Origin of the sequence: Kribbella sp. VKM Ac-2571 (assembly GCF_004362255.1) — a bacterium.
Lineage (GTDB): Bacteria > Actinomycetota > Actinomycetes > Propionibacteriales > Kribbellaceae > Kribbella > Kribbella pratensis.
The window spans coordinates 43,867-68,087 of sequence record NZ_SNWS01000009.1; the positions used below are offsets into that span (position 1 = coordinate 43,867).

Sequence of the window (24,221 nt, forward strand, 5' to 3'; positions counted from 1 at the left end):
ACGGGCGCGCCGAGACAGGGCCGGACCGCCCGCCGATCCGCGGCAAAGGTCCAGAACGGCAGGCCTTGCGCAGGCCGGTTATCTTCCAGATAGTGAAAGGCCAGGCCCGGAAGGAACCCTCATGCAGTTGGGCCGTCAACAACTCCTGCGCGGTGTGCGCGCGCTCGTCACCAACCGCGGCCTGCGCATCACCGCGCTGGTCGTTGCGGTTGCGCTCTCGCTGTGGAATGTCGAACGTGTTCCGCACACAGTGATACTTCCGGCCGTCGTCGGTCTGCTCCCGTTCGCGATCGGCAAGTACCTGCTGTGCCCGTTGCGCTGGCACGCGATCTCGACGAGCGGCCGATCGCGGCGATGGCACCTCCGCGCCTACGCGGAGAGTGAGGTCCTCGGCCTCATCTCGCCCTGGCATGCCGGAGCCGACCTGTGGCGCGTACACCGGCTGGAGACAATCGGCGTACGGCGCTCCGGCGCGGCTGCCGAGGTCGGGCTGGACCGCTTCATCGGTGCCGTCGGCCTCGTCACGGCCGTCGTGATCACCGGCGTGACCCTTCCGGCCGCGGTGATCGCGGCCGCCGCCGGTGCCGCCGCCGTGGTGCTCGTGGCGGCGCTCGTCGTACGGCGCCGCCGCCCGAGTCTCACCAGCCGCTGGCCTTGGCCGTCGCCCAAGGTGTTCGCTTTCGGCATCCTGTTGTCGATCGGCTATCAGGCCACGATCCTCGGCCTGCTGCTCGGCTCGATCGACGCCGTCGGGGGCTCGGTGCCCGCTCTCCAGCTGATCGCGGTCTTCGGCGCCAGCCAGATCGCCGGCGTACTTCCGGGCGTGCACGGGGCCAGTCCCCGCGAGGGTGCTCTGGTCGCGGGCCTGGCCTCGATCGGGGTCTCCTGGACGGCCGCCTTCGGTGCGGTCGCGCTGACGGCCTTGTTGTACTGGATTCCGGCGCTTCTGCTGGGCGGCAGCTGCCTGTTCTTGCGGTGGCGCGGCTGGTTCACCGAACCACAGCCGGCTACGCCGTGAAACGTCTACTCGTGATCGCGCACCGCGCCGGCAACGACCTCGACACGCTGCGGTCCGCGCTCGACCACGGCGCCGATCTGGTCGAGGCTGACGTGCATGCGTACCGCGGCCGCCTCGAGATCCGGCATCACAAGACCCTCGGGCCTTGGTGGCTGTGGGAGTGGGGTGAGCTCGTCCGCCGCCGCCAGGTGCCGGAGATCCGTGGGCTGCTGACGGCGGCCGCAGGTGATCCGCGGCTGATGCTCGATCTCAAAGGCCTCCATCCGCGCCTCGCACCCAGACTGGCCGACATCCTGCCGGACACGACCACGATCACCGTGTGCACGCAGCATTGGTGGATGCTCTCGGCCTTCCGCGACCGCGCGAACGTACGACTCGTTCTGTCGGCCGGCAGCCGCCGCGGACTCCGGCGGCTGAGATCCCGCCTTCGTCGGCAATCGACGTACGGCGTCTGCGTCCACCGGCGCCTGCTCACTCCTCAGATCGTCACCGAGCTCCGGCACGGTGCCGAGGTGGTCCTGACCTGGCCTGTGGACAGCGCCGACGCCCTGGCCGACGCCCGCCGTCTCGGCGTCGACGGCGTGATCGGAAAGACCTCATCAGCTGCTCAGTCGGCGTTGGAGGAGGACCGAGGCGAGGCCGAGCATGCCCACGGCGAAGGCCGCTAGTACGGCGAGGTCGGTGGCGATGTCCACGACACCGCCGTTCCGGGACAGCACGGTGATCCAGGCGTCCACGGCCCACGCGTGCGGCGTGACGTGTCCCAGCGTGCGGACCGCGTCGGGCACGATCGCCAGCGGCCACATGCAACCACCGAGCATCGCGAACCCGATGCCGATGACCGGACCGATCGCGGAGGCCTGGTCCGGCGTTTTGAAGACAGCTCCACTGAGCATGCCGGCACCTGTCCCGACAAGCGCCCAGACACCGATCAACGCGGCCGCGGCGAACGGATTGCCCCAGCTGACCCCGAACAGCAGCGCGCCGACCGCAACGATCAGCAGGGACTGAAGCACGGAGAACGTCAGGTAGCACAATGCCTCCCCCAGCACCAGGCTCCGTACCCGGATGGGCGCCGCCTGGGCCCGGTTGTAGATCCCGAGCTGCCTGGTCTGCACGATCGCGGCACCACCGGCCAGAGCATTGATGAAGACGAAGAGCACGAGCATCGTCGGCGCGCTGTAGCTGAACCCGAGCGGGAGGAAGTCGCTCCCGGTCGCGACATTCTCGGTGCTGATGTCGATCCGCGGGGTCACCTGCTGGAGTGCGGATGCTCTCGGCAGCTGCTGCGCGGCCGCCGTCCCCGTCGTGCGGGCCGCGAAGGCCGCCGCCTGGACGCGTTCCGCATGCCGTGCGACCGCAGCCGCGACCGCAGAACGGACGGCCGCTTGCGTCGACTCGGCGCCACCGGCGAGCACGGGGATCCGCACCTCCTCCCCGGCGAGCAGGCTGGTGTCCAGACGTTCCGGAACAAGTACGACGGCGTCGAGCTCGCCACGGCGCAGCGCCGTACGAGCGGTTGCCTCGTCGGGCATGGCGTGCAGCGGCCCAGCCTTCTTCAGCTCGTCAACAAGGCTCGCCGCGAGTCCTGTCCGTTGGCCGTCGAGTACGCCGATCCGGAAACCGCCCGGGTTCTGCACGACGGCACCGATGATGACGATGATCAGGACCGGTAGCACCACGATGAAGAACAGTGCGGTCCGGTCGCGCAGCATTCGGCGCAGCGATGCCCCTGCCACGGTCAGTACGGTCCTCATGCCGGCCTCCAGCGGGCGATGAGGGCAGCCACCGCTCCGAGAGCGGCCGCCATCCCGAGAATGATCAGGACGGGTTGGATCGCGCTGGTCGCCGCAGCACCGGTAGCAAGGTCAGTGAACCCACGGAGCGCCCAGCCGTTGGGCGTCAGCAGGGCAAGTCTGCGCAGCGTCTCCGGTGCCTGGCTGACCAGGACGAAGTTGCCACCGACCAGCAACAGCACGAACGTCACGATCGTCGCGAAGCCGTCGGCCTGCCGCTCGGTCCGGGCCACCGCAACAACTAGAGCCGTCAGGGCCACCAGCACCGCAGACATCGCGATGATCAGCGCCGCCGCCGGGAGCACCGGACCCCAGCGTGCGCCGAACGCCACCGACGACACGACCGCGAGCGTGCCCAGACTGACAACGCTGTAGACGAACGCGGCGAGCGACTTCCCGAGCAGTACGACGCCACGGCGTACCGGCGCCGCATTGATCCGTTCCAGGGTCCCGGTGCGCCCCTCAGCGAAGTAGCTGTGCGCGGTGAAGCCGATGGCGAACAGCACGAACATGATCCCCATCGCCGGTGCGTAGTAGCTCGCGGTCGTGAGTTGCCGGTACCCGGTCGGCCGTGCTTCCACCGATTCGGGCAGCCGGAGGCCCGCTACCGCCGCCGCGAGCTCGTCGCTGCGGTTCCGCGGTACGCCCGCCGCCAGCGCCGTATGCACGGAGAGCCGGTCGGCGTTGAGCTGCGTGACATAGGCGTCCGCTACGGCCCGGGCCACCTCCGCCTGCAGCGGTTCGTCCGGATCAGCCAGGACGCGGAGACCGATCGGTTCGTCCCCCACCGCGGCGGCGCTGAACCCCCGGGGCACCACGAAGGCCGCGCCGACGTCGCCGTCGTCGATCATCCTGCGCGCCTCGGCCTCGTTGCCGGCCTGCCGAATCGTGAGCACGTCGGACAGCTCCGGTCCGGTGAGCGCGGTCTTCAGTGCGGCCGCGATCTGGCCCCGATCGTTGTCGACCAGGGCGACGTCGGCGTGGAAGTTCTCCACACCTGAGAAGGCGAAGCTCATCAGCGCCGCGACCGCGATCGGCGCGACGAAGCCGAGGACGAGGGCGGACCGGTCGCGGAAGCGCTGGCGGAGATCCTTGGCGGCGATCACCAGTGCGGCGAACATCATCACTCCCGCAACGCCGTACCGGTCAGGTGCAGGAAGACGGCCTCGAGATCGGGCTCGTCCACGTCCACCGACCGAACCGACACTCCAGTCCGGTCAGCTGTCTCGAGTACGTCGGGGAGCAGGCGGCGCCCTTCGGAGGCGATCAGCTGCACCGCACCGTCCTTGACGTCCGCGCGGTCGACACCGGCCAGCACCCGGCATCTGTCGGCCAGCAGGGACAGGTCGCCGGTCGCGGACAGGTTGATCCGGTCACGCTCACCGAGCTGCGCGACCAGCTCCCGACGGGTGCCCTCGGCAACCAACCGGCCGTGGTCGATGATTCCGACGCGGTCGCAGAGCCGTTCCGCCTCTTCCATGTAGTGGGTGGTGTAGAGCACCGCCATGCCGGCAGCGCCGAACGACTGCACGCTCTCCATCACAGCGTGCCTGCTCTGCGGATCCACACCGACCGTCGGTTCGTCGAGAACAAGCAGCGAGGGCTCGTGCAGCAACCCGGCCCCGATGTTGAGCCGTCGTCGCATCCCGCCGGAGAACGACTCCACGCGGTCGCCGGCCCGGTCGGTCAGGCCGATCAACTCGAGCACCTCGCCGACCCGGCGACCCAGTGGCTTGCCCCGCAGCCCGTACAACCGACCGAAGAACCGCAGGTTCTCGCGGGCGGTCAGGTCCGGATAGAGCGCGACCTCCTGCGGGACGTACCCGATGTGCCGCTTCGCGTCGGGCATCGCCGGGCCGACCGGTGAACCGGCGACGAGGACCTCGCCCCGGTCGGCCGTCAACAAGCCGCACACCAGACGGATCGTCGTGGTCTTGCCGGCCCCGTTCGGACCGAGCAGACCGTAGGTCTCCCCCGGGGCCACCGTGAAGCTCACGTCGTCGACCGCGACCCGGTCGCCGAACCGCTTGCCCAAGTGCGCTGCCGACAGCGCCGGGGACGACATGACAGCCGCCTAACCGACTCGGTAGAGCGAGCCGCCGCCGGAGATGGCGATGGTCGCCGGACGGCCGCCGACGTTCAGGCCGACGATGAATGTCGTACCCGACCAGCGGGTGCTGTAGGTGACCGAGCCGGAGGCACGCACCGGGACGACGAACGACAGGATCGAGGCCGTCTTGGCAGAACGCGCCATCATGATGGTCGGCGCCGACTTGCGCACATAACTGCTCGGGTAGGTCCAGCCCTGGATCGGGCTCGTCTGCCCCTGCTTCACCAAGGTCGCACCCGCCGGGAGCGCCTGCTTGAACGGGACCTGGAAGACGACCGTTCTGGTGGAGTCGCCCGGCGCCATCGCCACCGCAGTCGTCCGCGAGTAGACCGTCGCGCGCTGATCCGCGGGCAGGTGCCACAGCGTCTGGAACGCCTGTGCGGTCGTTGCCGACGCGCTGTCCCACGTGACCATCAGGTCCGGGTCCTTCAGCACCAGAACCCTCCGCACGCGGCTGATCCCCGCACCAGGTGCATCGGCGAGAGTGTACGACTCCGAGGTGTTGTTCACCGCGTACGAGCTCAGCTTCGTCACCGGATTCACATCGGTTGACAGAGGTGTGGTCATCACGCTGTGCGCACTCGGGCTGAGAGTCCACGTGCGCCACACACCGGCCGAGTAGGCGGCGTACCCGCCGTTGATGACGATGTCCCGGCCACGGGCCGTGTAGGTGATTCCCGTGTGATCGCTGTGCCCGTGGAACGCCCGCGCCGGGCCGAACCTGATGCTGTACGCCGACTCGCCGGCGAACCCTCTGGCCGGATCGGTGCCCCACCCGGTACGGCCGAAGACGTACCCGTTCGAGTAGACGCCGACCCGCCAAGGCGGCACGGTGCCGGACTTGCCGAGGGAACCGGCGTACTCCATCGGTGTCCCCGGCCAGGGGTACGTCGCCTGCAGTTCGGTGTCACCGATCTGGGGCAACTTTCCGAGCGAGTTCGTTGCCAAGGCCAGCCACTTCCCCAGCAACGCGCGTCGCGTCGACATCGTCGTCCCCGGATCCACGCCGCCGTTCTGCAGCACGGTGATCGCACGCCCCCAGAGCGAGTAGTTGAAGGACGCGTACCCGGTGGACTGCTCGTTGGTCGACCCCTGTGCGTCGATCGACGTGGTGACACCCGCCGCCAGTCGCTGTACGGCCAGATTCTTGTAGTCGCTGCGGCCCAGCGTCACTCCGACACCGAACAGCGCAATGCTCTCGTCCGTGCCGTGGTTCCACGCGCCACTCCAGTAGTTGGTGAGGAACCTCGCGTGGCTCAGCAGCGCGGCATCGAGCCACGCGTACCGGGTCGGCAGCGTAGTGACCTGCAACCCGGACAGGATCGCCTGGCGCAGGCAGATCAACACGTTGGTCCGGTGCATGGTGGACTCCCACGCGCCGACGTTCGCCTTCCACGAGTACGGGTTGTCGCGGTACCAGTCGTACGCGATCGTGTTCACCCGCGTCATCGCGGTCAGATCACCCTTGCCCGCGGCAATGATCCCCTGACCGAGCCAGCGCAACGAGTGGAACCACATGTACCAACTCGCGTTCTTGTACGGGTTCAGCGCCCAGTTGATGTTGCCGCCGCCGTTGCCGACCTTGTACGCCGCGTACGGCGCCCACGTGAACTTGTCGGCATACAGGTTCGCCAACGGGTTCTGCGCGTCGAGCCCGCTGAATCCCGGACACGCGTAGAACGGCGCCGCCGCCGACTGGATCTTGTTCTGCCCGACGTCCGTCGCCGGTGCCGCCGTCGGCGGTACGACGTTGCTCGCACCCGGCACGAACTGTGCCTCGCCCGGACTCTCCGGCGCCGGCACGATCGTGATGCCGGGCGGTGCTGCGGCGGGCGCACGGTTGACCCCCGCCGACGTTCCGGCCCCCAGAACCAGTACGGCGATCCCCACAACCACGCCTGCAGTCGTCCTGAATCTCATCGATCTTCCCCCTCATCATCTCCGCCCGACCGCGGCGGTGGTTCGAGGGTCTGCCCGCTGCCGCACGCAGGCCAGAGACGAACGTCCCGTTCTGGACAGGACCAGTTGGCCCTTGGGTGTTCAGTTGCCTCACGGACCGTGACGAACTTCGGGCGCCGGTGGACGCTCGGTCGCCGAGCCGACCGGTTCGGCGCGGCCGTTCATCCCGGCCCGCCGGATCAGGTCGGACACCAGCTCCTGAGCCTGGCCGAGGGTCTCGTCGAGGATCTTCAGGCCGGGGTCCACCTGACCGGCCTCGAACGACCACCGGGCGGCGGCCATCCCCTGCACCAGCGAATCGTTGATCTCGATCGCCTCGCGGTGCAGCAGCGCGGCGGCTTCCAGCCGGACACGCTCCGCCTCCGCCCAGCGCAATCGATCCGCTGCCCTACCCAGCAGAAGCCCGAGCACCAGCAGCGGTGCTACGCGCGCCGCCCACCCGGCGGTGGAGAACGAGATGTCACGCGCCACGACCCAGACCACCACGAAGGCAACGGCTGACAGCCCTGCAACAGCGCCGGCGCGCAGGCCGAACGCGATCGCGATCAGCGCGACCGGGAAGACGTACAGCAAGAAGTAGTCGTCGCCTGGTGCACCGGCGAACAGAGTCAGGAACAGAACGACGCCGTACAACCCCGCCGCCACCACGAGGGCAACGGACGGATGTTGCCGGAACCACGGATTGCGCGGCGCCGACCTGTGCAGAGGCCAGGCGAAGTCGGTCATGCGTCTAGCTGTAACCCGCACCCGCGTCCGGCCCCAGGGCCGAAAGTCCTGTCAGTGAGGAGTGGACAGACTGTCCCGGTTTCGGCGGCCGATTCGGGACGTGGTCTCGACCAGAATGATGCCGACGGCAGCAAGCACGAGGGCGGTGAGCAGCCGGACCGGAGTCAACTCGAGCAGGAACAGACCGTGGCCGATAGCCGGCACGAGAACAGCGACCGCCGCGAGGGCCACCATGGCGGCCAGCAGTGCGACCTTCCACGATCGCAGGGGCCGGGCAAGGACCGACAGCGTCCAGAGTGAGATGGCCAGTACGACGACGGTGGTGACCGTCCGAGCGCCGGCAACGCCCGCGCCCGGATCGAATGCTCGCATCAGGCGGTAGCCGGCGAAGGCACAGACGGCAGTCACCACACCGACCGGAACCGCGAACCGCAGCGCACGGCCGAGAAATCCCGGGAGATAACGCCTGGTGTTCGGGCCGAGCGCCAGGAAGAACGCGGGGATCCCGATCGTGAGGTTCGAGATCAAGGTGAGCTGGATCGGTTCCAGCGGATACGCCACCAGCGCGATCGCGGTGATCAGCGACAGGACCAGTGAATAGACGTTCTTGACCAGGAACAGGTTCGCGGCCCGTTCGATGTTCGCGATCACCCGGCGACCCTCGGCGACCACATCGGGCAGATGCGCGAACCGCCCGTCGAGCAGCACCAACTGTGCGACCGCCCGGGTCGCGGGCGAACCGTTGCCCATGGCTACGCCGATGTCGGCATCCTTGAGCGCGAGCGCGTCGTTGACGCCGTCGCCGGTCATCGCGACCACATGCCCGCGACTCTGCAGCGCCTTGACGAACGCCCGCTTCTGGTGCGGGCTGACGCGCCCGAAGGCCGAAAACCGGTCGAGTACGTCGGCCAGCTCGTCGAGGTCCCCGGAAAGGGTCCGCGCGTCGACCGTGTCATCGGCGCCGTTGACACCTGGTACGCCGACTGCCGCGGCGACCGCACCGACTGTCCGTGGATTGTCACCCGACAACACCTTCAGTGCGACGCCCTGCTCGGTGAAGTACCGCATCGTCGCGGCGGCGTCATCGCGGATGTTCTCCGTCAGCACCACCAGCGCGATCGGCACCAGATCCGCGGGCAGCTCCGGGGCGTCGCCGGTGTGCGGGACGCCGCGAGCGAGCACGAGCACCCGCTCTCCCCGAGCTGCCAGGTCGTTCGCGCGGCGCCGGGCCGCGATCCCCGGCCGGTCGCCCTCATCGACCAGCACCATCTCGGGCGCGCCCAGTGTCCAGGCGATACCGCCTGCCGTCACCGACTGCCACTTGCGAGCCGAGGAGAACGGCACCCGCGCGGAAGCCGTCGACGTGGCCGGGCCGAAGGCGGCCCGCAGCGCATCCGAGGTGGCGTTCGAGTCTGCGCCGGCGGCGATCAGGGCGAGGACCTCGTCGACGTGCTCGTCGATCAGTGATTCGACACGGTCGAACACCATGTTGCCGTGCGTCAGCGTGCCGGTCTTGTCCAGGCAGACGACGTCGACCCTGGCCAGTCCTTCGACCGCGGGCAGTTCCTGGACGAGGGTCTGCCGGCGCGCCAACGTCACGATCGCGAGCATGAACGCCAGGGACGTCAGCAGTACGAGCCCTTCGGGGATCATCCCCACGATCGCCGCGACAGTTCCGGTGACCGCGTCACGCCAGTCCTCGTTGTCCGTGCTCCGGAACTGCGACCACAGCAGCACCGGCGCGACGACGAGCAGGACCAGCGAGATCCACCGCAGCAATCTCGTCGTACCGGCAACCAGTTCGGAGCGGGTGATCTGGAATCGACGTGCCTCCGCGGCGAGTCGAGCGGCGTACGTATCGGCGCCGACTGCGGTCGCCTCGAACTCGCCCGTCCCGGCGACGACGATCGAGCCAGAACGCACCTCGTCCCCAGAGGCCTTCTGCACCGGATCGGATTCCCCGGTCAGCAACGACTCATCGATCTCGAGACCGTCAGCAGCGACCAGCGGACCGTCGGCCAGCACTTGGTCGCCAGTTCGGAGCTGTACCAACTCGTCCTCGACGACGTCGGCGGCGTCGATCTCGGTCGGTGCACCGTCGCGCACGACGCGCGCTCGGGTGACGTTGAGCAGCGCGAGCCGGTCCAGGGTCCGCTTGGCGCGCACTTCCTGGATGATTCCGATCCCGGAGTTGGTCAGGATCACCAGCCCGAACAGCGCGTTGCGCCATTGGCCGGTGGCGATGACGGCGACCAGGAGAAGCCCTAGCAGCCCGTTGAAGAAGGTGAACACGTTCGCCCGGACGATCTGCCCGAAGGTTCGGCTGGTCCGCACCTGGACCGCGTTGGTCCGTCCGTCCGCGACCCGCTCGGCGACCTGTTCCGCGGTCAGACCGTGCGTGCGTTCAAGCGCCACAACGCCGCGATCGGCAGGCACCTCGTCGCCCCTCCAAGTAACAGCGTTCCGGTCCAGCACCACGATGCCGCTTAAGCACCGCTCGTCCAAGGGCCGAAAGTCCCGGTCATCGGGGACAATCCCGTGGGCTCCGTCGGACGGCGCTCGCTTCAGAGGTCGTTGCCTGCGTAGGAGAGGTTGAAGCTCTTGTTGGTGAGAGGGAAGTCGGGGACGATCGTGTCGGCCAGGGCGACCGGGAGGGCCGGCCAGTTGAAGAACGACGGGTCGACGATCTTCAGCCGGGACACGGTGCCGTCCGGGGCGAACTCGATCCGGTGCGCGATCGTCCCCCGCCAGCCTTCGACCAGGCCGACACCGGACGACCGTCCGGCGGCCAGCCAGCTGGGCTTGGCCGTTTCCGCGCTCGAGGGCGGCCTGGTGGCCAGCAGTTCGGTGATCAGCGCGACGGATGCGTGGATCTCGTCGACGCGGGTGAGGAGCCGTGACAGGACGTCCCCCGCCGTGTGTGAGGAGGCGATGACCCGGGCCGTCAACGGAGTGAACGGGTGATCGCGGCGGGCATCGTGGTCCAGTCCGCTGGCCCGGGCGACGTACCCCAGGGTTCCGATGTCGCGAGCCTGTTCGAGGCCCAGAACCGCGGTGCCGGTCATCCGGTCCAGTACGACGCTGTTGGCGAGCGCGATGTCGACGATCTCCTGGACATCGGCGGCGATCGCGCTCACCACCTCCGGGGCTGGGAGGCTGCGGACGTGCACGCTGCCCGGGGCGATCGCACCGCGCAGCAGGCGGTGCCCGGTGACGTCCTTGTTGAGCCGGAGGAGTTGCTCGCGGATCCGTTGCGCGTGGGCGTTGGCGATGCCGTAGCCGACGTCGTTGCACAGGGCACCGATATCGGACACGTGGTTGTAGAGGCGCTCCAGCTCGAGCAGCACCGCCCGCAGATCCTGCGTCTGTGCTGAGACACGCCAGTCCCGGGCCTCTTCGACGGCGAGGCAGAACGCGAGCGCATGCCCGACGGCGGTGTCGCCCGAGATCCGCTCGGTCAGCGGCAGGACGTCGGCAATCAGCTTGCCCTCGGCAAGCTTCTCGATCCCTTTGTGCACGAACCACAACCGGGCCTTGAGTTTGAGGATCGTCTCGCCGACCACCGAGAACCGGAAGTGGCCGGGTTCGATCAGGCCGGCGTGGATCGGTCCGACCGGGATCTCGTACACACCGGTGCCGTCGACCTTGACGAACGGGTACGGCTCGTCGACGTCGCCGAACTCAGCCGGCTCCCCCGCGTCGCGGCGCATCGGGAACCAGCCGTCCGGCCAGTGCTGATGCAGCACGAGCCGCCGCGGCATCGGGTGATCGGTCACCTCGATTCCGAACAGGTCGTGCAGTTCACGCTCGAACCGCCCGGCCGGGAACGACAGCGACGCCAGGCTCGGGATCTGGGGCGCGGAGCGACTCGTGGCCAGGATCAGTTCGACGCGCCGGTCAGGCTGAGCAGCGACGAAGAGGTAGACCACGCGGAAGCCGTCCGGATCGTCATGCGCCGAGATCAGTGCCAGGCGAAAGCCGCTCTCCAGCAGGGCAGTCGCCCGATCCGCGAGGGTCGTCACGGTCACCGTGGACTGACGGCGGTTCGGATAGGTCCTGACGTCCGGGCTCATCGGGTCCCCACGATCTGGGCGGCTGCGTGCAGCAGCGCGCCGAGCGGCCAGTCGACTATTCCCAGTACGGCGACCACGACGAGTCCCGCCGTCAACGGCACGACGGTCGACAGGCGCAGCGCCTTGGCCGGGACTGCCGTTGCGATTCCTCCCCCACCGGCTGCCCCTGCGACTTCTCCGCCGGTCGGATCGGGTTCGCCCGATCCCAGGAGGAGACCGGCGGCCTTGGTGGTAACAGCGACGAAGACGACGAGCAGCAGGACGAGGACGGCGGCCATCACCCATCCCAGGTGGGCATCGATTCCGGCGCGGATCAGGCCGATTTCGCTGACGAACAGGCTGAACGGCGGGAGCCCGAGCAGCGCGGCCAGGCCGGTCGCGAACAGCCCGGCGAGTACCGGTGTACGCGCGAACAACCCACGAACTGCATCGATCCGGGTACTGCCTTCGCGGGCGAGGATCTCCCCCGCGCCACAGAACAGCACCGCCTTGCCGAGACCGTGGCCGACGATGTGCAGGAGCGCGGCCGCGATCGCGAGCGGCGTACCGATCGCCAATCCGATGACTGCGAGCGCCATGTGCTCGATGCTGGAGTACGCGAGCAACCGCTTGTAGTCGCGTTGCGCGATGAGCAGTCCCGCCGCCAGCACCAGCGACAGCAGGGCGACTGCGAGCAGCAGGCCGCGGACGAACCCGGCATCGACGCTGGCGACCGCGATGACCCGATAGCGGGCCAACGCGTAGACGGCGACCGGCAGGAGTACGCCGGACATCAGCGCGGAGACCGGCGCCGGCGCCTGACTGTGGGCGTCCGGCAGCCAACTGTGCAGCGGCACGAGCCCGGCCTTCGTGCCGAATCCGAGCACCAGCAACGCGAACGCGAGCCGCATCACGCCAGAGTCGAGCTCACCCGCATGCGCGACGAGCTCGGTCCAGTCGAGCGTCCCGTGCTCCACGACCCCGGCCTGTTTGGCCGCGTAGTTGACAAGCACCGTCCCCAGATACGCCAGCGCGATCCCGACCGAGCAGATGATCACGTACTTCCAGGTCGCCTCCAGCGACTTCCGCGATCGGCCGTGACCGACGAGGAACGCCGTGACGATCGTGGTGGCTTCGATCGCGGCCCACAGCAGGCCCAGATTGTTCGCCAGCACGGCGACGACCATCGCCGCCAGGAAGAGCGGCACGAGCACCCCGTACCACCGGGCACGGTTCGCGTTGGTGTGCCCAGTCGCGAGCTCGTCGTCCAGGTACCCGATTCCGGCCCAGGTCGCGACAGTGCCGACGGCGCCGATGACGATCAGCATCACGCCGGACAGTGCGTCGATCCGCAACCAGTTCCCGGCCTCGACCGCACCACCGTCAGCGGTCCACACCGTCGTACTCGCACCGACGGCAAGGACGACCAAGGCTGCCACAACCGTGCCGATGGCAACGGAACGCCGCCACCCGAGCCTGGCCGCCGCCGCGGATGCGGCCAGCGGAGCGACGATCGGCGCAGCGACGAGAAGCGCGGTGAGACCCATCAGTCGTGCAACTCCCGCAGCTCGTCGATGTCCGTTCCGCCGAAGGTCGTGCGGAGCCGGGCGGTGAGGACCTGCAGCACGAGCACGACCAGCAGTACATCGAGGGAGACGGCGAGCTCGACGATCCCGGGCACACCGCCGGTGATCAGGAACGCGGTCGTCGCGATCCCGTTGTCGAGCAGCAGGAATCCGACGATCTGCGACAGCGCCCGGCGCCGCGTCACCAGGACGAAGAACCCGATCAGCACCATCGCCAGCCCGACCGGCACGGCGTGCGTCTCGGCCGACGGCGACAGTCGTACGAGTGGGCGACTGGCGGCGTACGCGAGCAAGGTGAGCAAGGCTGCCGCGACGATCGACGCCGTCACATTGGTCAACGGCTCGGTCTCTCGTGCTTCGCCGCTGTCCCGCAACACCCGGCGCAGGATGCTCGGCACCACGAATGCCTTCAGCGCGAGTACGCCGACCGCGACCACGCCGAGCTCCACGCTGTCCAGCCGTACGGCGAGAACCCCAGCCAACCCGCCCAGCAGGACTCCTTGCAACAAGAGCAGCCGAACGATCGCGGACAACTCGCGCCGCCACAGGACCATCACCGACGAGAGCAACAGCCCGCCGCAGATCAGATAGAGCCCTTGAGTCGTCATGATCACGCCAGGAAGAAGGAGGACGAAACGGCCAGCAGACCGAACAGGAACGATCCGGCCAGCAACTCCGGCACCCGGAAGAGCCGCAGCTTGGCCATGAACACTTCACCGGCCGCCAGGACCGTCCCGAGTACGGCGACCTTCGCGACGAACGCGACCACGCCGATCAGCAAAGCCACCGGTGAAGCCGACGTTGCGACGCCCCATGGCAGGAACAGACTCGACCACAGGCCCAGCAACACCGCCAGCCGCAGCGCCGAGGCGAACTCCACCAGCGCCAGATCCCGGCCGGCGTACTCCAGCACCATCGCCTCGTGGATCATCGTCAGCTCGAGATGTGTCGACGGGTTGTCGACCGGCAACCGCCCCGCCTCGGCGATCACCACGACCGCGAGCGCGACCGCGGCGAGCAGCGACGCCGGGGACAGTACGTCGCCGGGCGCCTGCTGACCACGTTCCACGATCGCGGCGAGGTTCGTCGTGCCGACGCGAGCGGACAACGCGAACCCGGCCAGCAGGATCGTCGGCTCGGCCAGCGCCGCGACCGTGATCTCCCGGCTCGCGCCCATGCCGCCGAACGCCGTACCGGTATCCAGACCGGCCAGTGCCAGCGCGACCGTCCCGAGCAGCAGCAATGCAACGATCGCGAACAGATCCGCGACCCCGTCCACCGGTGACACCGCGGCGACGAATGGCGCGACCGCTGCGATCACCAGAGTCGTCGCCACCAGCACAGCAGGCGCGGCAGCAAAGACCCAGCTCGATCCGGTCGGGGTGATCGGCTCCTTGCGGAACAGCTTGCGCAGGTCATGCCACGGCTGGCCGATCCCGGCGCCCGCGCGACCCTCCAGCCGGGCCCGCACCTGCCGCATCAAGCCGACCAGGTACGGCGCCAGCACGACCAGCAGGACGACCTGGACAACAACTCCAACGGTGCTCACGTGGTCAGCCCCACGACAACGATGATCGTGATCAGACCGGCCAGGCCGAGCGCCAGATACCTGTGCACACTGCCGTTCTGCAACCGGCTGAGCAGCATTCCGAACTTGTTGCCAGCAGCAAGAACAGGCGGGTACAGCGCGCCCTCCAGCCGATCGTCGACGCGCTGCCGGTACTGAACACTCTCGATCAGGTACTGCGACTCGGCGTGGTGCGTGACATCGACGTCGTTCTCAGGACGCAATACGTCGTCGAACACCCGTGTCAGGGGCTCGGCGAACGAGGTGGCCGTGTACTCCATCCGCGGGTCGAGCCGCGTACCACCGCAGCCCCACACCAGCGCTTCACGACGAGGTAGCCCACGCCGTACCAACACGACTACGAGCAGCGCTGCCACCAGGAGCCCCGCCAGGATCAGCAACGGCGACATCGACCCCTGGATCCCCGCCAGCCGCAACGTCACCCCACCGCGCAACGGTGAGCCATCACGCACGGAAGGCAACACCTGCAACACTCGAGCCAAGGTCGGCCCCAGTGAGGCCGGCACCACCGCCAGGCCCGTGCACACCACCGCCGCGAGCACCATCGCGCCGCGCATGCTCATCGGCGACTCCTTCGCCGCCGCGGCCGATTCCGAACGCGGGCGCGCCAGGAACCCGATTCCGAACGCCTTCACGAACGTTGCGACGCCCAGCCCTGCGGTCAGCGCCACGACCCCGACCGCCAACGGCATCGAGACCGCGATCACAGCGTCGGCTCCCGGCAGGCCGTGGATCAGTCCTTGCACCAGCAGCCACTCGGAGACGAATCCGTTGCCCGGCGGCAACGCCGCAGCCGCCAACGCCCCGGCACCGAACAACGCCGCCGTCGCCGGCATCCGCGACACCAGCCCACCCAGGCTGTCGAGATCGCGTACGCCGGTCGCCCGAAGCACCGATCCCGCTCCGAGGAACAGCAATGTCTTGAAGCCCGCATGGTTCAATGCATGCAGCACCCCGGCCGCGACGAGCAAGCCGGCCAGGGCGCGGTTGCCGTCCGTGGCGAACATGCCGCCCGCGCCGACGCCGAGGAAGCTCAGACCCATGTTCTCGGTCGTCGAGTAGCCGAGCAGGCGTTTCAGATCCACCGCGACGCTGGCCTGCAGTACGCCGTACAGCGCAGACACACCCCCGACGATCAGTACGAGCAGCCACCACCAGCGCGGGCCACCGCCGAGCAGGTCGAACCCGACGCGCAACACCCCGTACAGGCCGAGCTTCACCATCGCCGCGGACATCAACGCCGACACCGGGCTCGGGGCCTCCGGATGGGCCCTGGGCAACCACACGTGCAGCGGCACGAGACCGGCCTTCGAGCCGAACCCGATGAAGATCAGCACGAAGACGATCGAGCGGGACGCCTCGGAAAGGTGCGCCGTGCGGAGCGCGTCGAACGACTCGCCGCCGGCCTTCGACGCGTACAGCACCAGCCCGAGGAGGATCGCGATCAGGCCGGCATGCGTCATCGCGCCGTACCAGACACCGGCATCGCGGACCGCGGGCCGCAGCCTGTGCTCGGCCAGAACCAGAGCGAGGGACGCGAGAGCCATCAGCTCCCACAGCACGAGGAAGGTCGTCACGTTCCCGGCCGTCGGAACCAGGATCATCGCTGCCACGAACAGAGGCAACAGCCCCTGCGCCGACCGCGATGCAGCGTGTCCCCCACCGAAGTAGCCGACACTGTAGATCCCGGCCACGATCGCGACGCCACCGATCAGCAGGCAGAACAGCCCGGACAGCGCGTCCACAGCGACCGATGCTTCGCTCAGCGGCAGCAGGGCGGGGATCGTCGTCGAGAACGACCGACCGGCCAGCGCCAGCACTCCCGCCAGCACACCAAGAACCCCGGCAGCGACTGTCGACAACCCGGCAATCAACGCACGGCGCCGAGGTCCGGCGATGAAGACGCCCAGCGCACCCAGCCCGGCGGCCACCAGCACGCCGAGCAGCGCCCAACCGATCGTCATCGGCCGGTCAGGTCCCGCAACGCTTCGATGATCTGCGGCGGCTCGGGCGGACATCCGCGTACGATGACATCGACCGGGATCACGTCCGCGACAGCACCCTCGACGCCGTAACCACCCGCGAACACACCACAGTCGTGCGCGCAATCCCCCACCGCCACGACCCGCTTCGGCGCCGGCGTCGCGTCGTACGCCTTCCGCAACGGGTCGGCCATGTTCCGCGTCACCGGCCCTGTCACCAGCAGGACGTCCGCGTGCCGGGGCGAGGCGACCAGGCGCGCGCCGTACCGCTCCCCGTCGTACACCGGTCCGAAGGCCGAGCCGATCTCGATCTCACAGCCGTTGCACGACCCGGCGTCCACGTGCCGCACCTGCACCGATCCCCGCAGGACGTCGTCCTTTGCGGGCTCATGCTCCGGGGCAGGCTCCGCGACTCGTCCGGTCGAGTGAATCTTCCGGAACAGAGCTCTCACCGGGCTGCCTCCCCTCGCTTCGAAATCTTGCGCAATTCATGCGATCACGAATTGAAGAATTCTGCAACTCGCCAGGATCACTCGGCGGCCCGGCGGTCAGGGGCGGCGCCGGAGTTCCGGTGACGGCTGCAGGTCCGGCGCCGGGGCCAGGTCGTCGTACACCCAGGCCAACTGGTTGACCACACTCACCACACCGTCGACCTCGCGCGTCAGCTTCGCGGCGACATCGGCCGTGCTGCGTTGCTCGACCTCGCCGGACAGTGTCACGACACCGTCCTCGGCGCTGACCTGGATACTGAACGGGTCGTCCCACAACGCGTGGACGACGACCTCCCGGCGGACGCGCTGGAGGAGGCGGTCGTCCGGCTCCAGGAACGCTTTCAGCAGATCCGACCTGGTGACTATTCCGGCCAGTACGTCGTCGTGGGTCACGACGAGCCGGGTGATCCCACGTGCCGCCATCAAGTGCGCGGCCTCGGGAATGGTCGCCGTCTGCTCGATCGTCACCGCAGGGTGCGACATCACTTCGGCCGCCCGCAGCCCAGCGGCCTTCGACCGTGCCGCATGCCGCCACCAGCGCAGTGCCCGTGGTGTCCGTCGGCGCTGGAACTCCTCCTTACGGACCAGATCCGTCTCCGAGACGATCCCGCCGATGCCGCCGTACTGGTTCACCACCGGCACGGCGCTGATGTGGTTGGCCGCCAGCAGGGAGACGATCTCCTTGTACGGCGTGTCCTCGGTGATCGTGATGACGTCTCGCGTCATCACGTCCGACACCTTCAACGGATGCCTCATCGCGCCCGACCTCCAGTTCCTTCGCAGCTCGTGCGTCAGCCGAACCGCCCTTCGAGACGACACCAGTCCACCGCGTGGCGGCGTACGGAGGCAGTGCCGTTGGGTCCTGAGGAGCCGGGCCCTTCGGCACTGCCGACGCGGCGCTCCGCCTGGTGTCCTGGATCCGACCCCCGAAGGAGGTTCCTATGTCCAAGAAGATCTTGGTCGCCTACGCCAGCAAGATGGGCGCGACCGCGGGCATTGCCGCGGCGATCGGTGACGAGCTCCGTGCGCACGGGCACTCCGTCGACGTCGTCGAGGTGGCGAGCGTGAAGGACGTCGCGCCCTACGACGCCGTCGTCCTCGGCAGCGCGCTCTACATCCGCCGCTGGCGTCGGGACGCGGTGCGGTTCCTCCGCCACAACGTCGAGGCGCTCCGTCAGCGCCAGGTCTGGCTCTTCCACAGCGGGCCGGTCGGACCCGACAAGGACGAGGACCAGGCGATGCCGCCGGCCGTCTCCCACCTCGCCCACGAGATCGGCGCGACAGCGGCCGTCACGTTCGCGGGCCGCCTGGAGCCAGCTACCGCGAAGGGCTTCCTGGCCCGTCGACTCGCGGCCGGCAACCTCGCCGGCGACGCGCGCGACTGGGACAAGATCCGTCGCTGGTCCGCCGACATCAGCGCCGCCATCGAAGCAACCCAACGCAGCACCTGGCACCGCACATCGGCCGAGCACGCCCCCAGGCGCCCAGCCGGCCACTTCCTCGGCTGATGAGCACAACTCCGATCCGCCGGCTCACTGAGGAGATCCACCGCTCCGGCGTCAGGCAGCCGTGAGCCGCTCGCGCCCGCAGTGGGACCAACGGCCCTGATTCAGGGCCCAATGGACCTGTACCGGTTCCGGTAGGCGGTGGCAGCGTGAAGCCATTGAGACAGGAAGGATCTGGTCATGAAGGCGACGGCAGGTAACTGGTTGGTGGTCGAAAGCAACCATCAAGGTGCTCCGCCACGGCGCGGCATGATCGTTGAAGTGCACGGCCTCGACGGCGCCCCGCCGTACCTCGTCCGCTGGGACGACACCGACACGGAAACCCTCTTCTTCCCGGGTCCCGATACGCACGTTCTCACGACCGAGCAACTGCACCGGCGCTGAGGCGCCTCGACGGGGGGATCATGAGTACGGAAAGCCAGGTAGTCCTGCCGTTGCGGCCCGGCACGGAGATTCCGGTCAGTACGACGGGGATCGTTCCGACCGACGCCGCGACGGTGCTCCACGAACACCTCGCGCCGATCCTCGGTCGACGGGCGGCATACAGCCGGGCGCGGCTCACCCGGCTGGCGGAGCCCGGTTTACGCCGACCGCTGGTCGCGCAGATCGACGTACAGCTGAGTGCAGGGCACCGTGTCCGGGTTCAGCTGGCCGCCGCGACCATGTCCGAGCTCGTCGCCGTGCTCGCGCTGCGCACGATCGAGCAACTGCGGGTGTACCCGAGCGCGCTGGCGGCCTGCCTCCGAGGCCACGTTGTCACTGATCTCATGCCCTCTCCGCCGGAGCTGCTGCCACCTGAACGGCGCCGGCTGGCCCGCCGGAAGATCTGCCGCCCGGCTCCGATGACCGTCGCCGAAGCCATCGTCGTGCTCAACGCGATGGACTACCGCTTCCACCTGTTCCGGGAGAAATTCAGCCGCCAGGACAGCATTGTGGTCCGGAGCGGTCTCGGTCGGTACCGCGTCATCCAGTCCCGGCCGAATCCGATCGGTCTCGAGGCGACGACACCGATCGCGCTCAGTCCCGCCGAGCGCAGGAGTCCCGCCGAGGCGACAACACGGCTCGACCTCACCGGGGCGCCGTTCGACATCTTCACGAATCGGGCGACCGGCCGCCTGCACGCCTTGTACGCGAGGTACGACGGGCACTACGGCCTCCTCGGCGCCGAGGCGGCGATCAGAAGCACCCGTCGATCCTGGTGACGTGAACCTCAGCGCACGTAGGCCTGAAGTTCGCTGATCAGCGCCGTCAGTACGGCCTTCGCATCGCCGAACAGCATTGCGGTGCGCGGGTTGGTGTACAGCTCGTTGTCGACTCCCGCATACCCGTGTCCGAGCGAGCGCTTGATCACGATCACGCTGCGGGCCTTGTCCACGTCCAGGATCGGCATCCCGGACACGGCGTTACCCGGCCGGCGGGCGGCCGGATTGGTCACGTCGTTCGCGCCGACGACCAGGACGACGTCGGTCGCCGCGAACTGCGCGTTGACCTCGTCCAGGTCCTTGAGCTGCGGGTACGGCGCGTTCGCCTCGGCCAGCAGCACGTTCATGTGACCGGGCATCCGGCCGGCCACCGGGTGGATCCCGTAGCTGACGTCCGTCCCGTGCGCGGTCAGTGCCTGGGCAAGCTCGACCACCTCGTGCTGGGCCTGCGCGGCGGCGAGTCCGTATCCGGGGACGATGACGACCTTCCCGGCGTACGCCAACTGCAGCGCGGCGTCGTCGGCAGTCACGGACCGAACGGCGCCTGTCGCCGTGACGGCGGGGTCGGCTTGTTCGTCACCGGTCCCGAAGCCGCCGGCGACGATGCTCAGCAGCGAGCGGTTCATGGCGACGGCCATCAGCTTGGTCAGGATGCCACCGGCGGCGCCGACGAGTGCGCCCGCGATGATCAGCGGCGTGCTACCGATCACGAACCCGGCCATGGCCACCGCTGTGCCGGTGCAGGCGTTCAGCAGGGAGATCACCACCGGCATGTCGGCGCCGCCGATCGGCAGCGTCATCAGTACGCCGACGACCAGAGCGGCACCGGTCAGAACTCCGAGCGTTCCCAACCCGCCGATGCGGGCCGTGTAAAGGACACCTGCGCCCAGGGCAGTCAGGGCGAGCAGCAAGTTGAGCGCGCGGCCGCCGCGGAACGTCAGCGGGCGACCTGGTACGACGCCGGCCAGCTTGCCCGCGGCAACGAGCGATCCCGAGAACGTGATCGCGCCGATCAGCACGTCGAGGAACGTGGTCAGCGTAGTACTGATCGACTCGTCAGCCGCGCCAGGGAGTGCATCGGTGAACGCGATCAGGGCCGCCGCACCACCGCCGACCGCGTTGAACAAGCTGACCAGCTGCGGCATCGCGGTCATCTTCACCCGCCGCGCGGCGACCAGCCCCGCCATCGCACCGGCGAGTACACCGACGGCGAGAACAGCCGCCGCGGTGGCCGTGATCGTCCCGTCGTCGACCAGCACGACGACGGTCAGGGCGATCGCGACCGCCATCCCGAACGCGGACAGCTGGTTGCCCCGTCGTGCGGTCGCCGGCGAGTTCATCAGGTGCAAACCGAGCACGAAACAGATCGCCGTACCCAGGTAGAGAAGGTGCGTCGCCGTGTTCATCGCTGCCTCTTCGGCGTCGCGTGGAACATCTCGAGCATCCGGTCGGTGACGACGTACCCACCGACCACGTTCGCGGCCGCGAACGCCGCGGCCACGAACAGCAGCAGGTAGCCGACGGTCGTATCGATGCTCGCGGCAATGATCATCACGCCGACCACGACCACGCCGTGGATCGCGTTCGCGCCCGACATCAGCGGGGTGTGCAGGGTGGCCGGGACCTTCGAAATGACCTCGAACCCGACCAGCACGCTGAGCACGAAGACCGTGATGTCGGCCAGCAGCACAGCTGTCATGACACTGCCTCCTTCGCAGGCACGAGCAGTCCGGCCGCGATCTCGTCCTCGGGATCGAGTACGACGGCACCGTCGTGGATCAGATACTCGAGCAAGGCCGCGACGTTGCGCCCCCACGCCGACGACGCGGCACGCGGAACCTGCGCCGGGAGGTTGCCGGCACCGAGTACGACCACGCCGTTCTCGGTCTCGATCCGGCTGTCCGGCACCGAACCAGCCACGTTGCCGCCCAGCGGACCAGCTGCCAGGTCGACGACCACCGACCCAGGCGCCAGTGCCGCCAGCGCTGCCGCCGGTACGAGTTCCGGCGGGCGGTGTCCCGGTACCTGAGCTGTCGTGATGACGACGTCGAAGTCCCGGATCGCGTCCACCAGAGCCTTCTGCTGTTCCGCTTGTTCGTCCGCGGTCAACGTCCGTGCGTAGCCACCCTCTCCCTCGGCCGTGACCTTCAGATCCAGTACGGCGGCACCGGTCGAGGCGATGTCAGCGCGGGCAGCCGCGCGGACGTCGTACCCGGTCACCAGCGCGCCCAGGCGTCGCGCCGTACCGATCGCCTGCAGCCCCGCGACTCCCCCACCCAGCACGAGGACCTTGGCCGGACGTACCGTCCCGGCCGCGGTCATCATCATCGGGAAGAAGCCGCCGAAGGTGTCCGCGGCGAGCACCGCGGCCTTGTACCCGGCCACGTTGGCCTGCGAGGTGAGCACGTCCATGGACTGCGCCCGGCTGAGGGTCCGGGGCAGCCCTTCGAAGCTGAGCGCCGTAACCTCCGCCAGCTCCTCAGGAGCGTCGTACGGGCCGAGCAGACCGATCACGATCTGACCGGGGCGCAGGCGCTGACTGTCGGGCCGGTGGATGACCGCCAGGATGTCCGGCTGTGCGAAGACCTCGGACCGATCCGCGACACGCGCGCCGGCCGCGACGTACGCCTCGTCCGGGTAACCGGCCCTGCGTCCCGCACCGGCCTCGACGATCACGTCCAGGCCGGCCCGGCGCAGCCGCCCCACTACTTCGGGTGTGACGGCTACGCGGGTCTCGTGCCACTCGGTCGCCGCCGGGCAGCCGATCAGCAGGTTCATCAGAACTGGAACACGACTCGGGCGGGGACGTCGCCGGCCAGTACGTCGGTGATCGCCTGGTTGACGTCGTCGAGCTTGCGGTCGACGGCGATCACCCGGGTCCGTCCCGCGGCGTGCAGGGCGAAGACGTCGGCTAGGTCGTTGCGTGTACCAACGATCGAACCGATCACGCTCTTGCCGTTCAGCACGGTGTCGAAGATCGGCAGGTTCATCGCTCCGTCGTCCCCGGGCAACGCGACACAGACGAGACGGCCACCGCGGCGCAACGACTGGAACGCCTGGTCGAACACCCGCGGGTTCGCGGCCAGTACGACGGCCACATCGGCGCCACCGAGCGCCTGGATGGCCTCGACCGGATCGGTCTTCGCCGCGTTCACCACGTGGTCCGCGCCGAGCTCCGTGGCCATCTCCAGCTTGCTGTCCTCGATGTCGACACCGATGGTGATGCCGCCCACGATGCGCGCGTACTGCAGCGCAAGGTGCCCCAGTCCCCCGACGCCGAAGATCGCAACCGTCTCGGCCGGAACCACATTGGCCACCCGGATCGCCTTGTACGTCGTCACTCCGGCACACGTCAACGGTGCGGCGTCCCGTGACGAAACACCATCCGGCACCACGGTCGCGAAGGCGGCGGGTACGACGGCGTACTCGGCGAAGCTGCCGTTCACGGAATACCCGGAGTTGCGCTGCTCCAGGCAGAGCGTCTCCCATCCGCTGATGCAGTACGCGCACTTCCCACAGGCGTAGCCGAGCCAGGCGATCGCGACGCGGTCGCCGACGGTTCGCTCGGTCACGTCGGCGCCCAACCGCTCCACCACGCCGATCCCTTCGTGCCCCGGGACGAACGGCGGCGTCGGTTTGACCGGCCAGTCCCCGTGAGCGGCATGGATGTCGGTGTGACACAGGCCGCTGGTCTCCATCCGGACCAGCACCTCGCCCGGCCCCGGCTCGGGGATCGGCAGCTCCTGGATCTCGAGAGGCTTGCTGAAGTCGGTGACGACTGCTGCTTTCATGACTGTCCTTTCAGGGACACGAGTGATTGATTCGGGGATGCAACTGGCCGAGCGAGTGACGAAGTGCCCGCCGAGCCCGGCCGGCAGGGAGAAGCCCTCCGGACCGCCGGGCGCGACATCGAGCAGGAACGTCGTCTCGCCCCAGGTCCGGTCGAACAGCCGGTCGATGTAGAACGGGCTGCCCTCGACCTCACCGAGCAGAACGTCACCGGGGCCTACCGGGAATTCGTTCTCCGGGTAGCACATCGGCGTACTCCCGGCGCGACCACCGCCGGACTGGACGAACATCACCGGCGCGCCGCGGCTGTCGCTCAGATGACGGATCGCCTCGCGAGCAACCGCGGTGGCCGTGATCCGGGTGCTTGGCATCGGTCCTCCCTCAGCTCGGCGGACTGTTCCCCTCGAGCCAACCCCG

Annotated in this window: 22 protein-coding genes; 5 read left to right on the forward strand and 17 right to left on the reverse strand. The window is 68.7% G+C overall.

The window, feature by feature from the left end:
- The first annotated feature begins 121 nt into the window (after nt 1-121).
- Together EV651_RS20565 and EV651_RS20570 are read left to right on the forward strand one after the other, a co-directional pair.
- Nucleotides 122-1,018 carry a lysylphosphatidylglycerol synthase domain-containing protein gene (locus tag EV651_RS20565; RefSeq protein WP_133786832.1) on the forward strand — a complete coding sequence of 299 codons (897 nt, stop codon included), beginning with the start codon at nt 122-124 and terminating at the stop codon, nt 1,016-1,018.
- A complete protein-coding gene (locus EV651_RS20570) occupies nt 1,015-1,686 on the forward strand; it encodes a glycerophosphodiester phosphodiesterase (protein WP_202870425.1) in 672 nt (223 codons plus the stop codon). The genes EV651_RS20565 and EV651_RS20570 overlap by 4 nt, the downstream gene beginning before the upstream one ends.
- Here EV651_RS20570 and EV651_RS20575 read toward each other — a convergent pair.
- The 13 genes from EV651_RS20575 to EV651_RS20635 form a co-directional block, all read right to left on the reverse strand.
- Complete coding sequence (locus tag EV651_RS20575; protein WP_133786833.1) at nt 1,618-2,775, reverse strand: ABC transporter permease; 1,158 nt, start codon at nt 2,773-2,775, stop codon at nt 1,618-1,620. The genes EV651_RS20570 and EV651_RS20575 overlap by 69 nt on opposite strands.
- Nucleotides 2,772-3,938, reverse strand: a complete 1,167-nt coding sequence (locus tag EV651_RS20580) for an ABC transporter permease (protein ID WP_202870426.1) — start codon at nt 3,936-3,938, stop codon at nt 2,772-2,774. Before EV651_RS20580 ends, EV651_RS20575 begins: the two co-directional genes overlap by 4 nt.
- Nucleotides 3,938-4,879 (reverse strand): ABC transporter ATP-binding protein, encoded by a 942-nt coding sequence (locus tag EV651_RS20585; RefSeq protein WP_133786834.1) that lies wholly within the window; start codon nt 4,877-4,879, stop codon nt 3,938-3,940. The genes EV651_RS20580 and EV651_RS20585 overlap by 1 nt, the downstream gene beginning before the upstream one ends.
- 9 nt (nt 4,880-4,888) lie before the next feature.
- Nucleotides 4,889-6,844 (reverse strand): heparinase II/III family protein, encoded by a 1,956-nt coding sequence (locus EV651_RS20590; protein WP_133786835.1) that lies wholly within the window; start codon nt 6,842-6,844, stop codon nt 4,889-4,891.
- Between the two features lie 129 nt (nt 6,845-6,973).
- Entirely contained in the window at nt 6,974-7,609 is a 636-nt protein-coding gene (locus EV651_RS20595) for a hypothetical protein (RefSeq protein ID WP_133786836.1), read from the reverse strand.
- Between the two features lie 51 nt (nt 7,610-7,660).
- Nucleotides 7,661-10,024 carry an HAD-IC family P-type ATPase gene (locus EV651_RS20600; protein ID WP_133787093.1) on the reverse strand — a complete coding sequence of 788 codons (2,364 nt, stop codon included), beginning with the start codon at nt 10,022-10,024 and terminating at the stop codon, nt 7,661-7,663.
- A gap of 149 nt (nt 10,025-10,173) precedes the next feature.
- Complete coding sequence (locus tag EV651_RS20605; RefSeq protein ID WP_133786837.1) at nt 10,174-11,682, reverse strand: NADH-quinone oxidoreductase subunit C; 1,509 nt, start codon at nt 11,680-11,682, stop codon at nt 10,174-10,176.
- Nucleotides 11,679-13,208 carry a proton-conducting transporter membrane subunit gene (locus tag EV651_RS20610; RefSeq protein WP_133786838.1) on the reverse strand — a complete coding sequence of 510 codons (1,530 nt, stop codon included), beginning with the start codon at nt 13,206-13,208 and terminating at the stop codon, nt 11,679-11,681. The genes EV651_RS20605 and EV651_RS20610 overlap by 4 nt, the downstream gene beginning before the upstream one ends.
- A complete protein-coding gene (locus tag EV651_RS20615) occupies nt 13,208-13,855 on the reverse strand; it encodes a hypothetical protein (RefSeq protein ID WP_133786839.1) in 648 nt (215 codons plus the stop codon). The genes EV651_RS20610 and EV651_RS20615 overlap by 1 nt, the downstream gene beginning before the upstream one ends.
- Before the next feature lie 2 nt (nt 13,856-13,857).
- Nucleotides 13,858-14,796: a respiratory chain complex I subunit 1 family protein gene (locus EV651_RS20620; RefSeq protein WP_133786840.1), complete on the reverse strand. Its 939-nt coding sequence runs from the start codon at nt 14,794-14,796 to the stop codon at nt 13,858-13,860.
- On the reverse strand, nt 14,793-16,799 hold the full coding sequence (locus EV651_RS20625) for a proton-conducting transporter membrane subunit (protein WP_133786841.1): 2,007 nt from the start codon (nt 16,797-16,799) through the stop codon (nt 14,793-14,795). The genes EV651_RS20620 and EV651_RS20625 overlap by 4 nt, the downstream gene beginning before the upstream one ends.
- Nucleotides 16,796-17,269, reverse strand: a complete 474-nt coding sequence (locus EV651_RS20630; protein ID WP_133786842.1) for an NADH-quinone oxidoreductase subunit B family protein — start codon at nt 17,267-17,269, stop codon at nt 16,796-16,798. Before EV651_RS20630 ends, EV651_RS20625 begins: the two co-directional genes overlap by 4 nt.
- 96 nt (nt 17,270-17,365) lie before the next feature.
- Nucleotides 17,366-18,064 (reverse strand): CBS domain-containing protein, encoded by a 699-nt coding sequence (locus EV651_RS20635; RefSeq protein WP_133786843.1) that lies wholly within the window; start codon nt 18,062-18,064, stop codon nt 17,366-17,368.
- A gap of 185 nt (nt 18,065-18,249) precedes the next feature.
- Between EV651_RS20635 and EV651_RS20640 the strand changes: the two genes are divergently transcribed.
- The 3 genes from EV651_RS20640 (at nt 18,250) to EV651_RS20650 (ending at nt 20,015) form a co-directional block, all read left to right on the forward strand.
- Nucleotides 18,250-18,816, forward strand: a complete 567-nt coding sequence (locus EV651_RS20640) for a flavodoxin domain-containing protein (protein WP_133786844.1) — start codon at nt 18,250-18,252, stop codon at nt 18,814-18,816.
- 177 nt (nt 18,817-18,993) lie between these two features.
- On the forward strand, nt 18,994-19,197 hold the full coding sequence (locus EV651_RS20645) for a DUF1918 domain-containing protein (RefSeq protein WP_133786845.1): 204 nt from the start codon (nt 18,994-18,996) through the stop codon (nt 19,195-19,197).
- Nucleotides 19,198-19,217: 20 nt separating this feature from the next.
- A complete protein-coding gene (locus tag EV651_RS20650) occupies nt 19,218-20,015 on the forward strand; it encodes a sigma 54 modulation/S30EA ribosomal C-terminal domain-containing protein (RefSeq protein ID WP_133786846.1) in 798 nt (265 codons plus the stop codon).
- Nucleotides 20,016-20,023: 8 nt separating this feature from the next.
- On the opposite strand, the gene EV651_RS20655 is transcribed toward EV651_RS20650, so the two are convergent.
- Genes EV651_RS20655 through EV651_RS41435 form a run of 4 tightly spaced genes read right to left on the reverse strand, consistent with a single transcriptional unit; the run spans nt 20,024 to nt 24,175 of the window.
- Complete coding sequence (locus tag EV651_RS20655; RefSeq protein WP_133786847.1) at nt 20,024-21,421, reverse strand: NAD(P)(+) transhydrogenase (Re/Si-specific) subunit beta; 1,398 nt, start codon at nt 21,419-21,421, stop codon at nt 20,024-20,026.
- A complete protein-coding gene (locus tag EV651_RS20660; RefSeq protein ID WP_133786848.1) occupies nt 21,418-21,714 on the reverse strand; it encodes an NAD(P) transhydrogenase subunit alpha in 297 nt (98 codons plus the stop codon). Before EV651_RS20660 ends, EV651_RS20655 begins: the two co-directional genes overlap by 4 nt.
- Nucleotides 21,711-22,793 carry an NAD(P) transhydrogenase subunit alpha gene (locus EV651_RS20665; protein ID WP_133786849.1) on the reverse strand — a complete coding sequence of 361 codons (1,083 nt, stop codon included), beginning with the start codon at nt 22,791-22,793 and terminating at the stop codon, nt 21,711-21,713. Before EV651_RS20665 ends, EV651_RS20660 begins: the two co-directional genes overlap by 4 nt.
- Nucleotides 22,793-24,175 carry a DUF779 domain-containing protein gene (locus EV651_RS41435; protein ID WP_202870428.1) on the reverse strand — a complete coding sequence of 461 codons (1,383 nt, stop codon included), beginning with the start codon at nt 24,173-24,175 and terminating at the stop codon, nt 22,793-22,795. The genes EV651_RS20665 and EV651_RS41435 overlap by 1 nt, the downstream gene beginning before the upstream one ends.
- Nucleotides 24,176-24,221: the final 46 nt, after the last annotated feature.

Bases quoted from the DNA above. Each gene is read 5' to 3' on its own strand.
- EV651_RS20645 (WP_133786845.1), top strand. From the start codon at position 18,994: ATGAAGGCGACGGCAGGTAACTGGTTGGTGGTCGAAAGCAACCATCAA.
- EV651_RS20655 (WP_133786847.1), bottom strand. From the start codon at position 21,421: ATGAACACGGCGACGCACCTTCTCTACCTGGGTACGGCGATCTGTTTC.
- EV651_RS20650 (WP_133786846.1), top strand. From the start codon at position 19,218: ATGAGTACGGAAAGCCAGGTAGTCCTGCCGTTGCGGCCCGGCACGGAG.
- EV651_RS20595 (WP_133786836.1), bottom strand. From the start codon at position 7,609: ATGACCGACTTCGCCTGGCCTCTGCACAGGTCGGCGCCGCGCAATCCG.
- EV651_RS20665 (WP_133786849.1), bottom strand. From the start codon at position 22,793: ATGAACCTGCTGATCGGCTGCCCGGCGGCGACCGAGTGGCACGAGACC.
- EV651_RS20580 (WP_202870426.1), bottom strand. From the start codon at position 3,938: ATGATGTTCGCCGCACTGGTGATCGCCGCCAAGGATCTCCGCCAGCGC.
- EV651_RS20605 (WP_133786837.1), bottom strand. From the start codon at position 11,682: ATGAGCCCGGACGTCAGGACCTATCCGAACCGCCGTCAGTCCACGGTG.
- EV651_RS20615 (WP_133786839.1), bottom strand. From the start codon at position 13,855: ATGACGACTCAAGGGCTCTATCTGATCTGCGGCGGGCTGTTGCTCTCG.
- EV651_RS20575 (WP_133786833.1), bottom strand. From the start codon at position 2,775: ATGAGGACCGTACTGACCGTGGCAGGGGCATCGCTGCGCCGAATGCTG.
- EV651_RS20610 (WP_133786838.1), bottom strand. From the start codon at position 13,208: ATGGGTCTCACCGCGCTTCTCGTCGCTGCGCCGATCGTCGCTCCGCTG.
- EV651_RS41435 (WP_202870428.1), bottom strand. From the start codon at position 24,175: ATGCCAAGCACCCGGATCACGGCCACCGCGGTTGCTCGCGAGGCGATC.
- EV651_RS20625 (WP_133786841.1), bottom strand. From the start codon at position 16,799: ATGACGATCGGTTGGGCGCTGCTCGGCGTGCTGGTGGCCGCCGGGCTG.
- EV651_RS20585 (WP_133786834.1), bottom strand. From the start codon at position 4,879: ATGTCGTCCCCGGCGCTGTCGGCAGCGCACTTGGGCAAGCGGTTCGGC.
- EV651_RS20590 (WP_133786835.1), bottom strand. From the start codon at position 6,844: ATGAGATTCAGGACGACTGCAGGCGTGGTTGTGGGGATCGCCGTACTG.
- EV651_RS20660 (WP_133786848.1), bottom strand. From the start codon at position 21,714: ATGACAGCTGTGCTGCTGGCCGACATCACGGTCTTCGTGCTCAGCGTG.
- EV651_RS20640 (WP_133786844.1), top strand. From the start codon at position 18,250: ATGTCCAAGAAGATCTTGGTCGCCTACGCCAGCAAGATGGGCGCGACC.
- EV651_RS20635 (WP_133786843.1), bottom strand. From the start codon at position 18,064: ATGAGGCATCCGTTGAAGGTGTCGGACGTGATGACGCGAGACGTCATC.
- EV651_RS20565 (WP_133786832.1), top strand. From the start codon at position 122: ATGCAGTTGGGCCGTCAACAACTCCTGCGCGGTGTGCGCGCGCTCGTC.